This is a genomic window from Actinoplanes sp. NPDC051388 (assembly GCF_055586225.1).
Genome location: NZ_JBVJIP010000001.1, coordinates 215,196 through 228,365, shown reverse-complemented (window position 1 = coordinate 228,365; position 13,170 = coordinate 215,196). Strand labels below are relative to the sequence as shown.

13 protein-coding genes are annotated in these 13,170 nt (G+C 71.9%); 8 read left to right on the top strand and 5 right to left on the bottom strand.

Features of this window, described 5'->3' with window-relative positions:
* Positions 1-41 precede the first annotated feature (41 nt).
* Positions 42-614 carry a PadR family transcriptional regulator gene (locus ACZ6TI_RS01185; RefSeq protein WP_465342949.1) on the top strand — a complete coding sequence of 191 codons (573 nt, stop codon included), beginning with the start codon at positions 42-44 and terminating at the stop codon, positions 612-614.
* Here ACZ6TI_RS01185 and meaB read toward each other — a convergent pair.
* Positions 611-1,606: a methylmalonyl Co-A mutase-associated GTPase MeaB gene (meaB, locus tag ACZ6TI_RS01180; RefSeq protein ID WP_465342948.1), complete on the bottom strand. Its 996-nt coding sequence runs from the start codon at positions 1,604-1,606 to the stop codon at positions 611-613. The two genes, ACZ6TI_RS01185 and meaB, sit on opposite strands and share 4 nt — an antisense overlap.
* The gene (locus ACZ6TI_RS01175) at positions 1,552-2,736 is read right to left on the bottom strand and encodes an acetyl-CoA C-acetyltransferase (RefSeq protein WP_465342947.1); all 1,185 of its coding nucleotides are present in this window, start codon (positions 2,734-2,736) and stop codon (positions 1,552-1,554) included. Before ACZ6TI_RS01175 ends, meaB begins: the two co-directional genes overlap by 55 nt.
* 47 nt (positions 2,737-2,783) lie before the next feature.
* Here ACZ6TI_RS01175 and mce point away from each other — a divergent pair, with 47 nt between their 5' ends.
* From mce to ACZ6TI_RS01155, 4 genes are all read left to right on the top strand, one after another.
* Positions 2,784-3,218: a methylmalonyl-CoA epimerase gene (gene mce / locus ACZ6TI_RS01170; protein ID WP_465342946.1), complete on the top strand. Its 435-nt coding sequence runs from the start codon at positions 2,784-2,786 to the stop codon at positions 3,216-3,218.
* Positions 3,219-3,497: 279 nt separating this feature from the next.
* Entirely contained in the window at positions 3,498-4,805 is a 1,308-nt protein-coding gene (locus ACZ6TI_RS01165) for a DivIVA domain-containing protein (RefSeq protein ID WP_465342945.1), read from the top strand.
* A gap of 215 nt (positions 4,806-5,020) precedes the next feature.
* Positions 5,021-6,472, top strand: a complete 1,452-nt coding sequence (locus ACZ6TI_RS01160) for a coiled-coil domain-containing protein (protein WP_465342944.1) — start codon at positions 5,021-5,023, stop codon at positions 6,470-6,472.
* Between the two features lie 22 nt (positions 6,473-6,494).
* Positions 6,495-7,631 (top strand): AI-2E family transporter, encoded by a 1,137-nt coding sequence (locus ACZ6TI_RS01155; RefSeq protein WP_465342943.1) that lies wholly within the window; start codon positions 6,495-6,497, stop codon positions 7,629-7,631.
* A gap of 37 nt (positions 7,632-7,668) precedes the next feature.
* On the opposite strand, the gene ACZ6TI_RS01150 is transcribed toward ACZ6TI_RS01155, so the two are convergent.
* Complete coding sequence (locus ACZ6TI_RS01150; RefSeq protein WP_465342942.1) at positions 7,669-8,469, bottom strand: alpha/beta hydrolase; 801 nt, start codon at positions 8,467-8,469, stop codon at positions 7,669-7,671.
* A gap of 4 nt (positions 8,470-8,473) precedes the next feature.
* A complete protein-coding gene (locus ACZ6TI_RS01145) occupies positions 8,474-8,806 on the bottom strand; it encodes a hypothetical protein (protein WP_465342941.1) in 333 nt (110 codons plus the stop codon).
* Between the two features lie 38 nt (positions 8,807-8,844).
* Between ACZ6TI_RS01145 and ACZ6TI_RS01140 the strand changes: the two genes are divergently transcribed.
* The 3 genes from ACZ6TI_RS01140 to ACZ6TI_RS01130 are packed head-to-tail and all read left to right on the top strand — an operon-like array spanning position 8,845 to position 12,481.
* Positions 8,845-10,338 (top strand): aldehyde dehydrogenase family protein, encoded by a 1,494-nt coding sequence (locus tag ACZ6TI_RS01140; protein ID WP_465342940.1) that lies wholly within the window; start codon positions 8,845-8,847, stop codon positions 10,336-10,338.
* Positions 10,339-10,361: 23 nt separating this feature from the next.
* Positions 10,362-10,997, top strand: a complete 636-nt coding sequence (locus tag ACZ6TI_RS01135) for an ABC transporter ATP-binding protein (protein ID WP_465342939.1) — start codon at positions 10,362-10,364, stop codon at positions 10,995-10,997.
* Positions 10,994-12,481 (top strand): DUF6297 family protein, encoded by a 1,488-nt coding sequence (locus ACZ6TI_RS01130; RefSeq protein WP_465342938.1) that lies wholly within the window; start codon positions 10,994-10,996, stop codon positions 12,479-12,481. Before ACZ6TI_RS01135 ends, ACZ6TI_RS01130 begins: the two co-directional genes overlap by 4 nt.
* Before the next feature lie 17 nt (positions 12,482-12,498).
* Here ACZ6TI_RS01130 and nucS read toward each other — a convergent pair whose 3' ends face one another.
* On the bottom strand, positions 12,499-13,158 hold the full coding sequence (nucS, locus tag ACZ6TI_RS01125; protein ID WP_465342937.1) for an endonuclease NucS: 660 nt from the start codon (positions 13,156-13,158) through the stop codon (positions 12,499-12,501).
* Positions 13,159-13,170: the final 12 nt, after the last annotated feature.

Sequence of the window (13,170 nt, the reverse complement as noted above, 5' to 3'; positions counted from 1 at the left end):
ACTATGCCGAGCAACCCTGAAAGAACCCCTAGTCTGCTGTCATGACCACTGCCGGGCCGCGTCGCTCACCGCTGTCGGTGGTGCTGCTGGCGCTGCTGGCCGAGGCGCCGATGCACCCCTATCGGATGCAGCACGTGATCAAGGAGCGCGGCCAGGATCAGCTGGTCAACGTGGCGCAGCGCAACAGCGTCTATCAGACGCTGGACAAGCTGGTGCGCGACGAACTGGCCCGGCCGACCGGCACCGAGCGTGACGGCGGGCGGCCGGAGCGCACGACCTATGAGATCACTCCGGCCGGGCTGGACACGCTGCGCCGCTGGGTGGGCGACATGCTGCCGGCGCCGGCTCGGGAGTTCCCCGAGTTCCCGGTCGGGCTGGCCTTCGTGGTGCTGCTCGAGCCGGCCGAGGTGCGCGCGGCCTTCGACAAGAGGATCGCCGAGCAGGAGGAACGGCTCGCGACCATGCTGGCGAGCGCGCCGCCGGACGTTCCGCGGCTGTTCCTGATCGAGGACGAGTATCGGGCCGCCCTGCTGCGCGCCGAGATCTCCTGGCTGCGCGCGATCGCCGCGGAACTGGACGACGGCAGCCTGCGCTGGGACCGCTACGAACGTTAGAGGCGTTTCAGCAGTTCGTCGGCGGCCGCATACGGGTCCAGCTCGCCCGCCGCCACCCGGGACGCGAGCGTGCTGAGATCCGTACCCTCGCGAAAGGAGCCCATCCGGGCACGCAGCGTGCCCAGCGCGATCGCCTCGACCTCGACGGCGGCCCGCCGCTCGCGCGCCACCGTCAGGTTGCCGGAGGTCTCCAGCCAGGCGCGGTGCTTGTCGATCGCGGCCACCACGTCGTCGATGCCCTCATTTTTGACCGCCACCGCCCGCACCACCTGCGGCCGCCACTCGCCCGCGGCCCGCTCGCCCAGCGCCAGCATGCCCTGGATGTCACGGTAGGTGTTGTCCGCGCCCGGCCGGTCCGCCTTGTTGACCACGAAGACGTCGGCGATCTCCAGGATGCCGGCCTTGACCGCCTGGATCGCGTCGCCCATGCCCGGCGCCAGCAGCACCAGCGTGGTGTCGGCCAGCGACGCCACCTCGACCTCGGCCTGCCCCACCCCGACCGTCTCGACCAGCACCACGTCGCAGCCCGCGCCCTCGAGCACCCGGACCGCCTGCGGCGTGGCCGCGGAGAGCCCGCCGAGCTGACCCCGGCTGGACATCGAGCGGATGTAGACGCCCGGATCGCCGGTGTGCTCCTGCATCCGGATCCGGTCGCCGAGGATGGCGCCGCCGGTGAACGGGCTGGACGGGTCCACGGCCAGCACCCCGACCCGGCGGCCGGTCTGCCGCAGGGCGCGGACCAGCTCGTTCGTGGTGGTCGACTTGCCCACGCCGGGCGCGCCGGTCAGGCCGATCACCTGAGCCGCGCCCGCGTGCGGCGCCAGAGCGGCGGCCACCGCCGGCAGCTCGGGCGCGCCGTCCTCGACCATGCTGATCAGCCGCGCGACCGCCCGGGCGTTTCCCTCCCGGGCGCGTGCGACCAGCGTGGGCACATCCCTCACGCGGCGGGCACCTCGATGATCAGCGCGTCGCCCTGACCGCCACCGCCGCACAGGCCGGCCGCGCCCAGGCCGCCGCCGCGCCGGCCCAGCTCCAGCGCCAGCGTCAGCACCAGCCGCGCGCCGGACATGCCGATCGGGTGGCCCAGTGCGATCGCGCCGCCGTTCACGTTCACGATGTTCTCGTCCACCTTGAGCTCGTGCATCGACTGCAGCACCACCTGGGCGAACGCCTCGTTGATCTCGATCAGGTCGAGGTCCTCGACGGTCTTGCCGGCCTTGCCCAGCGCGTGCTTGATCGCGTTCGCCGGCTGCGACTGCAGCGAGTTGTCCGGACCGGCCACGTTGCCGTGCGCGACGATCTCGGCGATCCAGGTCAGACCCAGCTCCTCGGCCTTGGCCCGGCTCATCACCACGACCGCGGCGGCGCCGTCCGAGATCGGCGACGCGCTGCCCGCGGTGATCGTGCCGTCTTTGGCGAACGCCGGGCGCAGCCTGCCGAGCGACTCGGCAGTCGCGTCCGGGCGCACCCCCTCGTCGGTGTCCACCAGCTGGTCGGCCTCCCGCTGGCCGGCCCGGATCGGCACGATCTCGGCGGCGAAGTGGCCGTTGCGCTGCGCCTCGGCGGCCCGCTGGTGGCTGAGCGCGGCGAACGCGTCCTGCTCGGCGCGGGTGATGCCCAGCTTGGCGCCGCTGCGCTCGGTGGACTCGCCCATCGAGACGCCGTCCCACGGGTCGGTCAGGCCGTCGAACGCGGTGTGGTCGCGGACCAGCACGTCGCCGAACTTGTTGCCCTGACGGTGGTTCATCAGCAGGTGCGGCGCGGACGTCATGGACTCCATCCCGCCGGCCACCACGATGTCGAACTCGCCGGCCCGGATCAGCTGGTCGGCCAGCGCGATCGCGTCGAGCCCGGAGAGGCACACCTTGTTCACCGTGACCGCGGGGGTGGTCATCGGGATGCCGGCCGCCACGGCGGCCTGGCGCGCGGTGATCTGCCCGGTGCCGGCCTGCAGCACCTGGCCCATGATCACGTATTGCACCTGCTCCGGCCGCACGCCGCCGCGCTCGAGGGCGCCGGCGATCGCGTGCCCGCCGAGCGCGGTGCCCGAGAGGTTCTTGAGGTTGCCGAGAAGACGACCCATGGGAGTGCGGGCGCCGCTGACGATCACCGAGGTGGCCACAGGTCCTCCACTGCCTGAACGATGGTTAGGGTGCCAGACTATCCGGCATGGCTGATCTTCCTGTCGTCGGATTGTTGCGCATCGACCACGTCGGCATCGCGGTGCCCGACCTGGACGACGCCGTGGCGTTCTATGCCGAGACGTTCGGCCTGCGGCTCGTGCATCAGGAGACGAACGAGGAACAGGGCGTCCGCGAGGCGATGCTGGCGGTCGGCGACGATCCGGACGGCCCGCGGCTGCAACTGCTCGCCCCGGCCCGGCCGGACTCGGCGATCGCGCGATTCCTCGATCGGTCCGGCCCGGGATTGCAGCAATTGGCATACACGGTGCGCAATGTCGAGGAGACGAGTGCCGCTTTACGCGCCCGCGGTTTGCGTCTGCTCTATGAAGTGCCGAAGCGGGGCACGGCCGGCTCGCGAATCAACTTCGTGCACCCCAAGGACGCCGGCGGAGTGCTGGTCGAATTGGTGGAACCAGCCTAGTTCGTACGCCTTACGGGTGAAACGTCCTGACGACGCCCGCGTGGCCTGGCAGGATCGTGACCATTGAGGAGCGCCGAACGGCCATCCTGATGGGACGATCATCGGCCAAACCCTGACAACGCAGGTGAAGCCGCAGCAAGGCCGTGCACGTGCGGCCGGAGGGCGACCGGCCGAACGGCCGAGCGTGACCTGCGACAGGTGGTCGAAGCTGATCTAGTTTGCGATTTCGACGCCGTTCTGCCCCTTGCGTGCCCCAGGGTGGTTCGCAAAGATGGCGCAATGCCCCAGCAGCAGGACCAGAATCTCGCGTTCTTCGAGCACGCCAATTCCCAGACCGATTTCACCGTCGTGCTGCGCGGATATGACCGCGGGCAGGTGGACGCGCACCTCGGCCGGGTGGTCGCCGCGCTGAACCAGTCCGAGCAGGCGCGCGCCGAGGCCGAGCAGCGGATGAACGACGCCCAGCGTCGGCTGCGGCAGGCGGAGCAGCGGCTCAACGCGCTCGAGCAGAAGCTGGCGGACAGCAACAAACAGCTCGAGGAGAACAACCGGCCGACGCTCTCCGGGCTGGGCACCCGGGTCGAGCAGATCCTGCGGCTGGCCGAGGAGCAGGCCAACGATCACCGGAGCGAGGCCAAGCGGGAGTCGGAGGGCATCCTTTCCGCGGCCCGCCTCGAGGCCCGGGAGATCACCGACAAGGCGCGGGCCGAGGCCGCCGCGATGAAGGCGACCGCCGAGCGCGAGGCCGGCCAGTTGCGCACGCACGCCGAGCGCGAGGCCGCCGAGGCGCGGGTGCAGGCCCGCCGCGAGGCGGACACGCTGCGCGGCGACGCCGACCGCGAGACCAAGCAGCTGCGCACGGTCACCGCGCACGAGGTCGCCGAGCTGAAGTCGACGGTCGAGCGCGAGGTCAACTCGCACCGCGCGACCGCCGAGCGTGAGATCACCCAGCAGCGGGCGAAGGCGGCCCGCGAGGCTGAGGAGAAGCGCGCCGAGGCGACCAAGATGCTGACCGACGCCCGCGACAAGCGCGACAAGGACCTGCAGGCTCTGGCGCTCGAGGTCGCCGAGCGGCGGGAGAAGTCGGAGCGCGAGGAGGCCCAGCGGCACGCCGCCCAGGTCAGCGCGACGCAGAAGATGGTGTCCGAGGCCGAGGAGCGCGCCCGGGCCGCCGAGGACCGGGCCAAGGAGATCGAGCAGCGCGCCGAGTCCCGCCGGGTCGAGGCCGAGCGCAGTGCCACCGAGACGGTGGAGAAGGCGCGGGCCCTCTCCGACAAGACGGTGACCGAGGCGCGGGCCGAGGCCAACCGCCTGCTGAGCGAGGCGCGCACCGAGGCCGAGCTCACCACCCAGGCCGCCCGCCGCGAGGTGGAGGACCTGACCCGTCAGAAGGACGCGGTCACCAACCAGCTCGGTCAGATGCTCTCCGGCCTTTCCGGCCTGGTGCCGTCGGTGGGCGCCGCGGCCAAGGCGGCGGTGGAAAATGCCACCAAGCCGGCCACCGCGGACAAGGCGGAGACCCCGGCGCAGCGCAACGGCGAGGACGCCGACTCGGACAAGTCGGTGGCGGCGAAGACGAATTCCTGAGTCCTTCCCCACGGCGCTCTGAGGTTGCACACCTGGGTCAGGTGCGCGAACGTTGAGCGGTGGTAGGCATCGATGCGGGCCGTATCGGAGAATCCTCCGGTGCGGCCCGATCGTTTGCCGACCCGAGACCCTGACAATCACGACCAGCGCAATGTCCGGTCAAGCTGGTGTGTATCGGTACATCAACGGACGATGCGTATGTGAGGATGGACAGCATGTCGCACGGCGGTGAAATCTTCGGTCTCGGTGGGGATGCGGCCTCCGAGCCCAGCTTCGAGACCGCCCTGCGGGGATACGAGAAGAAGCAGGTCGAGCGCTACGTCGCCCGGGCGGAGAACGAGATAGCCGCACTGGCGACCGAGCGGGAGCAGGCATACCAGCAGATCCAGGCGCTGGCCGGGCAGGTCGACCGGCTGCAGCAGGAGGTCACGCAGACCCGCCGGCAGGGTGGCGTCGGCACCGAGGTGTCCTTCCGCCATCTCGGGCCCAAGGTCGAGCAGATCCTGGCCACCGCGGAAGAGGTGGCGGCCGACATCAAGAACTCGGCGACCGACGACATCGCCGCCCGCCTGGCCGAGGCCGAGCGCATCCGGGCCGAGGCCGAGGCGCACGCGCACGACGGCATCCGTGACTTCGAGATCACGCTGGCCGCCCGTCGCGCCGAGGAGGAAAAGGCGGACGCCGCCCGCCGCCAGGCCGCCGAAAAAGCGGTCACGACGAGCCGGCAGGCCGCCGAGCAGATGCGCGCCGAGGCGGAGTCCACTTTGGCCCGTGCCCGCGCGGAGGCTCAGCAGCACACCGAAAAGACCGCGCAGGACGCCCAGCGGGTCCGCAGCGAGGCCGACGGTTATGCGAAATCCACCCGCGTTCAGGCCGACCAGGAGGTCAAGGCCCTGCGGGACAAGGCGCAGCAGGAGCTGACCGCCCAGCGCACCGCGGCCGAGCGCGAGCGCGGCGAGCTCAAGTCGACAGTCGAGCACGAGCTGGTCAAGCGTCGGCAGGAGGTCGTGCAGGAGCTCGGCCAGCTGCGGTCCGGCGTCGAGAAGCAGTGCGCCGACCTGCGCAGCGAGGCGGACAAATACGCGGAGGAGATCCTCCGCAAGTCCGACGAGCAGGCCACCGCGGTGCGCAAGGAGATCGAGGCGCAGCAGCAGAAGCTGGCGCAGGCCACCCGCGACCTCGAGGCGGCGCACGCCAAGGTCGAGGCGGCCGAGCGCAAGGCCGCCGAGGCCACCGAGCGGGCACAGCGCGCCGAGCGCGAGGCCGACCGGGTGCAGCAGCGGCTGTCCGACGTGCAAAAGGAGCTCGAGGCCGAGCTCGAGCACGTGGCCGACGCCAAGCGCGCGGGGCAGGCCGCCGAGCGGCACGCCACCGACGTGCGGCGCCAGGTGCAGAAGGAAGCAAAGCGAGTGGCCGAGCTGGCCGCTGCCGCGGTGCTGGCCGCGGCCGCGTCGCCCGGTGACGACGATGACGACGACGACGACGAGGCCCAGGTCCTCGAGCCGGCCGCGGTCGCACCCACGGCGGTCGCCGTCGCGGAGGCGCCGGCAAAAGTCGGTCAACACGCGGCCGACAAGGCGCAGACGCCACCTCCGGCCAAGGTCACGGCGTCGGCTAAGGTGACGGTCCCGCCGTCGGCGAGCCGCGTCGGGGCAGACGCCGACTGATCGTTCCCGCTGGGAGGCACCGGTGAAGGGCGACGCAAAGCCGCCGGGACCCGACGAGTCGGCGGCGGAGATCAAGCCGCCGCCGAAAGACGTCGAGGAGCCTCCGACTTCACGCTTCGGCGAACCCGGCCCGCCGCTCAACCGGCGCAACCCGTTCTACATCGGCTTTCTCGGCGGCATCGGCCTGTTGCTGGCCTATGCCGCCTTCACCGGCATCCGCAACGCCGGCTCGATCCTGGTGCTCATCTTCGTGGCGATGTTCCTGGCCATCGGGCTCAACCCGGGGGTCACCAGGATCCAGCGCTGGGGCGTGCCGCGGCCCGGCGCGGTCGCCATCGTCGCGCTGCTCGGGCTGGCCGTGCTGGTCGGCGCGGTCACCGCCCTGGTGCCGCCGCTGGTCACGCAGACCGGGGAGCTGATCCAGAACATCCCGGGTTACATCCAGAGCCTGCAGCGCAACGAGGCGATCAACGACCTGGTCCAGCAGTACGACGTGGTGAACAAGGTGCAGAGCGCGATCAGCGCGAGCACCGTGGGAAACACGCTGGGCGGGGTGCTGGGCGCGGCCGGGCTGATCTTCGGCACCATCTTCAACGTGCTGACCGTGCTGGTCCTCACCATCTATTTCATGGCCGCCTTCGAGCGGATCAAGCGCGGGACCTACCGCCTGGTGCCACAGTCACGGCGCGAGCGGGTGCAGCTGCTCACCGACGAGATCCTCACCAAGGTGGGCGCCTACATGGTGGGGGCGCTGGCGATCGCGCTGCTGGCCGGGGTGGCGACCTGGGTGCTGGTGCTGATCCTCGGGCTGGCCTATCCCTTCGCCCTGGCCGTGGTGGTCGCGGTGCTCGACCTGATCCCGCAGATCGGCGCGACGCTGGGCGCGGTCGTGGTGAGTCTGGTCGGGCTCGCCCACTCGCTGACCGCCGGGCTGGTCTGCGCCGGGTTCTTCATCCTCTATCAGCAGGTCGAGAACTACTTCATCTATCCGAACGTGATGCGCCGCTCGGTGAAGGTGAGTGACGTGGCCGCGGTGGTGGCGGCCCTGCTCGGCGCGGCGCTCTTCGGCGTGATCGGCGCGCTGGCCGCGATCCCGATGGTGGCCGCGATCCAGCTGATCGGCCGCGAGGTGTTGCTGCCGGCCGCCGAGCGCCGCTGACCCAGAGCAACAACGAGAGTGGTAGCCCACTCTGCTCTTAGTCCGCGAGCGGCTTCGGCACCGGGACGTTGCTGAACGACGCCACCGTGCGGTTGGCGTAGGCGTTCATGTCGCCGGTCTCCATCGGGCCGTCCCAGGTCGTCGGCAGCGGAAGGGGAACCTCGGGCGCGACCCGGCGGACGATCTCGTCCAGCGCCGTCTCGGCGTCGCCGACCCACAGATGCTTGGCGCCGTCGACGCCGATCACCTCGGCCTGCGGGATCGCCGCGAACCGCTCGACCGCCTCGGCCGGCCGCAGGTAGTCGTCCAGCTCCGGGACCAGCGCGATCACCGGCTTGCCGGCGGTCGCCCAGCGCTCGAGGTCGGCCGGCTGGGAGAAGCGCAGCGGCGGGGAGAGCAGGATCGCACCGGTGACCGCCGGGTCGAGCCCGTGCATCAGGGTCAGGTCGGTGCCGAACGACCAGCCGAGCAGCCAGACGTTCGGCAGGTCGTGGAACTCGGCGTATTCGATCGCGGCGGCCACGTCGAAGCGCTCGCCGACCGCGTTGTCGAAGGCGCCCTCGCTGGTGCCGCGGACGCTGCTGGTGCCGCGCGTGTTGAAGCGCAGCACCGCCACCCCGGCCAGCGCGGGCAGCCGCCAGGCCGCCTTGCGGAAGACGTGGCTGTCCATCATGCCGCCGTGGGTGGGCAGCGGATGCAGGCAGACCAGGGTGGCGACCGGCGGGCGGTCGAGCGGCACCGCCAGCTCGCCGACCAGGGTCAGGCCGTCGGCGGTCTCCAGCTCGATGTCCTCGCGCTCGGCGGGCAGCACACTGTTGGCGCGAATCGGGTTGCTCACCGACCTATCCTCGCCCATAGCGCGGGGCGTTGCGGGATCGCTCCACGCCGGGACCGCGCCGGTCCCGGGCCCGCCAGCAGCCGGTGTGCCAGTGCCGCCGGTCGCTCTCGTCGCCGCGGTCGTCCACCGGCCAGGCCACCACGTGCGCGATGCCGGGGCGGATGTCCTGCATGCAGCCGGGGCAACGGTAGGTCTTGGTGGCCGCGCCGCCGAAGATCGACCGGACCATCCACTCGCCGTCCTGATATTGCTGGACGCCCTCGACGCCTTTGCGCACGCGCTCGTCGCCCAGCGGGGACGACGTCGGGCGCCGCGGGCGATTTCGGCGAGGGCTCACAGCTGAAAAGAATACTTCTGCGAACTAGGCTCACGTTCATGACGTCGACGCGTACCCCAGGGCTTCCGGTGGTCGAGGACGGCCTGTTGATCTCGACGAACCCGGCGTCCGGCGCCGAGGCCGGCCGGGTGCCGGTGGCCGATGAGGCCGCCGTCGGCGCCGCGGTGGCCGACGCCCGCCGGGCGGCCGTGTGGTGGGCCGGGCTCGGCTTCGACGGCCGCAAGGACCGGTTGCTGCGCTGGCGCGCGCTGATCGTCGACCGCATCGAGGAGCTGGCCGAGCTGGCCCAGCTCGAGGGCGGCAAGCCGCCGGCCGACGCGATCGTCGAGGCGAGCGCCGCGATCGAGCACATCGACTGGGCCGCCCGCAACGCCAAGCGGGTGCTCGGGCCGCGCCGGGTCCGCAGCCGGCTGGTGCTGCTCGAGCACTCCGGGCACCTGGAATATCAGCCGGTCGGGGTGGTCGGCGTGATCGGGCCGTGGAACTACCCGATCCTCACCCCGATCGGGTCGATCTCCGGCGCGCTGGCGGCGGGCAACGCGGTGGTGTTCAAGCCGAGTGAGTACACGCCGATGGTCGCCCAGTGGCTGATCGACACGTTCGGCGAGGTGGTGCCCGAGCAGCCGGTGCTGCAGGTGGTGCACGGGCTGGGCGAGGTCGGCGGGGCGCTGTGCCGGGCCGGGGTCGGCAAGATCGCGTTCACCGGCTCGACCCCGACGGCCAAGAAGGTGATGGCCGCCTGCGCCGAGACGCTCACCCCGGTGGTGATCGAGGCCGGCGGCAAGGACGCGCTGATCGTGGACGCCGACGCGGACATCCCGGCCGCGGCCGAGGCGGCGGTCTGGGGCTCGATGACGAACGCCGGGCAGACCTGCATCGGCATCGAACGGGCCTACGTGGTGGCGCCGGTCTACGACGCGTTCGTCGCGGCGGTCACCGAGAAGGCCGGCAAGCTGCGGGTTGGCGAGGAGATCGGGCCGATCACCATGCCACGGCAGACGGAAATCATCCGGGCGCACATCGACGACGCGCTCGATCGGGGCGGCGAGGCGGTGCTCGGCGGGCGGGACTCGGTGCGGGAGCCGTACGTGTCACCGACCGTCCTGGTCGACGTGCCCGACGACGCCCTCGCCGTGCGCGAGGAGACCTTCGGGCCGACCCTGACCATCACCCGGGTGGCGAACGCCGACGAGGCCGTGGAAAAGGCGAACGCCGTCCCCTACGGCCTGGGCGGCGCCGTCTTCGGCAAGGCGAACGCGATCCGGATCGCCCGCCGGATGCGCAGCGGCATGGTCGCGGTCAACTCGACGCTGACCTTCGTGGGCATGGCCGGCCTGCCGTTCGGCGGCGTCGGCGACTCGGGCTTCGGCCGGATCCACGGCGACGACGGGCTGCGCGAGTTCGCCCGGTCCAAGGCGGTGGCGGTGCGCCGCGGGCCGTCGCTGCTGCCCTCGATGACCTTCGAGCGCACCCCGGCTCAGGTGCGGCGCATCGTCAAGACGCTCAAGATGCTGTACGGCCGAAAGAGCTGACCGCCGCTGCTAGCGTCGAACGGGTGGAGGATCACCCCGCGGTCGAGGTCGCCGGCCTGGTGGTCGGCTACGGTTCGACGCCCGTGCTGACCGGCGTGGACCTGGTCGTCCCGGCCGGCTCCGGCGTCTGCGTGACCGGCGAGAACGGCATCGGCAAGTCCACCCTGCTGCGCTGCGTGGCCGGGCTGCAGCAGCCGGACGAGGGCGAGATCCTGGTCTTCGGCGGCACCCCGGGGTCCACACCGGACTTCTGGCGCGCGGTGGTCACCACGGTCGAGCCGCCCACCTGGTACCCGGGCCTGACCACCCGCGAGCACGCCGAGCTGGTCTGCCGCGCGCACGGGCAGGACCCGCAGGCGGCCGGCATCAATGAGGCGCTGGACCGTTTCGGGCTCACCGGGCACCGCGACGCCATCCCGCCGTCGCTCTCCTCCGGACAGAAGCAGCGCCTCACCCTCGCGCTCACCATGCTGCGGCCCAGCTCGCTGCTGATCCTGGACGAGCCCGAGCAGCGCCTGGACCGGGACGGCCGGCTGCTGGTCGCCGAGCTGCTCGCGGAATACCTGAAGTCCGGCGGCTCGATCCTGATGGCCAGCCACGACGACGTGTTCGCGGGGAACTCCGGCGCCGAGATCACCACGATGGAGTCGCTGACGTGACCACGGTCGCGATCGCGCCGGTCCGCCGCTGGGTCCGGCGCACCCAGGCCGCGCACAAGGAGCGCGGCGAGCGCCTCGGCAACTTCTACTTCGCCGTCCTCTTCGTGCTGATCGTCGGCGGCATGGTCTACAAGCAGCTGCGCGCGATCTTCTGGCCGGTCGCGCCGGACGCGTCCGCCTTGACCGGCGCCTCGCTGGTGCTGGTCGCGCTGGGGGTCATCTATCTGGCGTTGCGCCGGCTCGGCCCGCTGGCGATCAGCCGGCCGGCCGCGTCCTGGCTGCTCACCGCGCCGGTCAGTCGTCGCCGCCTGCTGCTGCCGGCGCTGCGGCTGACCGCGATCGGGGCGGCCGCGGCCGGTGCGCTGGGCGGGGTGGCGGTGCTCGGGCACGCCGGTCCGCGGCCGGTGCCGGCGGTGCTGTTCGCGGCCGGGGCGCTGGCCGGGCTGGGTGCGGTGCTGGTCGCGCTGGCGGCGCAGGCCGGGCGGTGGTGGGGGACGGTGGCGGACAACGTCGCGTACCTGATCACCGCGGCCGGTCTGGCCGGCCTCGTCCTCGACTCGGCCACCGCGACGGCCCTCCCGCTGAGCGGGTGGCCCCATCTCGCGATGCTGGTCCCGCTGACCGGTGCGGTCACCGTCCTGGTCACCGCCTTCTTCCTGCTCCGGGTACGCGAAATCGGCCGCATCCCGAACGACCAGATCCTGGAGGCGTCCAAGACGGCGGGCACGCTCGCCGACTCGGCCTTCGGTGTGGAGCCGTCGTTCGTCGTGGACATGGTCGAGCGGCGCTACTGGGCCCGCCGCAGGCTGCGCTCGGCGCCGCTGTCGGGCCGGCTGCCGGTGCTCACCGCCCAGGACCTGCGACTCGCCCGGCGCCGCCCGCGCCGGCTGCTGTGGCTGGCCGGCGCGGCCGCTCTGCCCGCGTTGCTGGCCAACGCCCCGCACTGGCTGCTCGGGGCCGCGGTGCTGGTCGGCGCGTTCGAGGCGGCCGGCACCTCGACCGCCACGGTCCGCTCCGATGCGGCCAACCCGGTGCTGTTGCGCCTGCTCGGCATGAGCTCCCGCCGCGCGGTCGGCGAACGGCTGGTGGTGCCGGGCGTGCTGGCGGCGCTCTGGGGCGCGGTGGCGTTCGGGCTGCTCGCCTGGCTCGGCGCGGTGCCGGCCGGGCCGTGGTGGGCGCTCGGCCTGGCGCTGGGCCCGGTCGCGGCCGTGGCGGCGGTGCGGCGCGCCCGGGTCGGCTTCGTGGACAACTCGCTGCTGCCGCTGGACACCCCGATGGGCACGGTGTCCACCGGTCCGACGCTGGCCGCGATCGTCGGCTTCGACGCGCTGATCCTGGGGGTGCCCGCGGTGGTCGCGACCGCGCTGGGCGGACCGCTGTCCTGGACCACGGTGCTGGTGCAGGCGCTGGTGGCGGGGCTGGGCGCGCGCGCCTATCTGGTCGGCACCACGTCGCCCGACCGGGTGGACCTGGCCAAGCGTTAGCTTCGCTCGCGAAGCGTCTAGAACAGGGTCAGCTCGTCCTTGGCCATGCCGCGCAGCTTGTCGTAATCCACCACTACGCAGCGGATGCCACGGTCGGTGGCCAGCACGCGGGCCTGCGGCTTGATCTCCTGCGCGGCGAAGACGCCCTGCACCGGCGCGAGCAGCGGGTCGCGGTTCATCAGCTCGAGGTAGCGGGTGAGCTGCTCGACGCCGTCGATGTCGCCGCGGCGCTTGATCTCGACCGCCACCGCGCCGCCGTTCGCGTCCCGGCAGAGCAGGTCGACCGGGCCGATCGCGGTCATGTACTCGCGGCGTACCAGAACCCAGCCCTCGCCGAACGTCTCCGGGTGCGCGGCCAGCAGCTCCTGCAGGTGCGCCTCCACGCCGTCCTTCACCAGGCCCGGGTCGACGCCCAGGTCATAGGACGTGTCCTGGAAGATCTCCTCGAGCGTGATGCGCAGCTCCTCGCCGGCCTTGTTCACCACCTTCCAGACGCCCGGCGCCTCGGACAGCTTGCACGGCGGGCTCATCCAGTTCAGTGGCTTGTAGGCCCGATCGTCGGCGTGGATGGACACCGAGCCGTCCGCCTTCACCATCAGCAGCCGCACGGCGGGCGGCAGGTGGGCGGAGAGACGGCCGACATAGTCCACGGAGCACTTCGCGATGACCAGACGCACCCGACGAGGGTA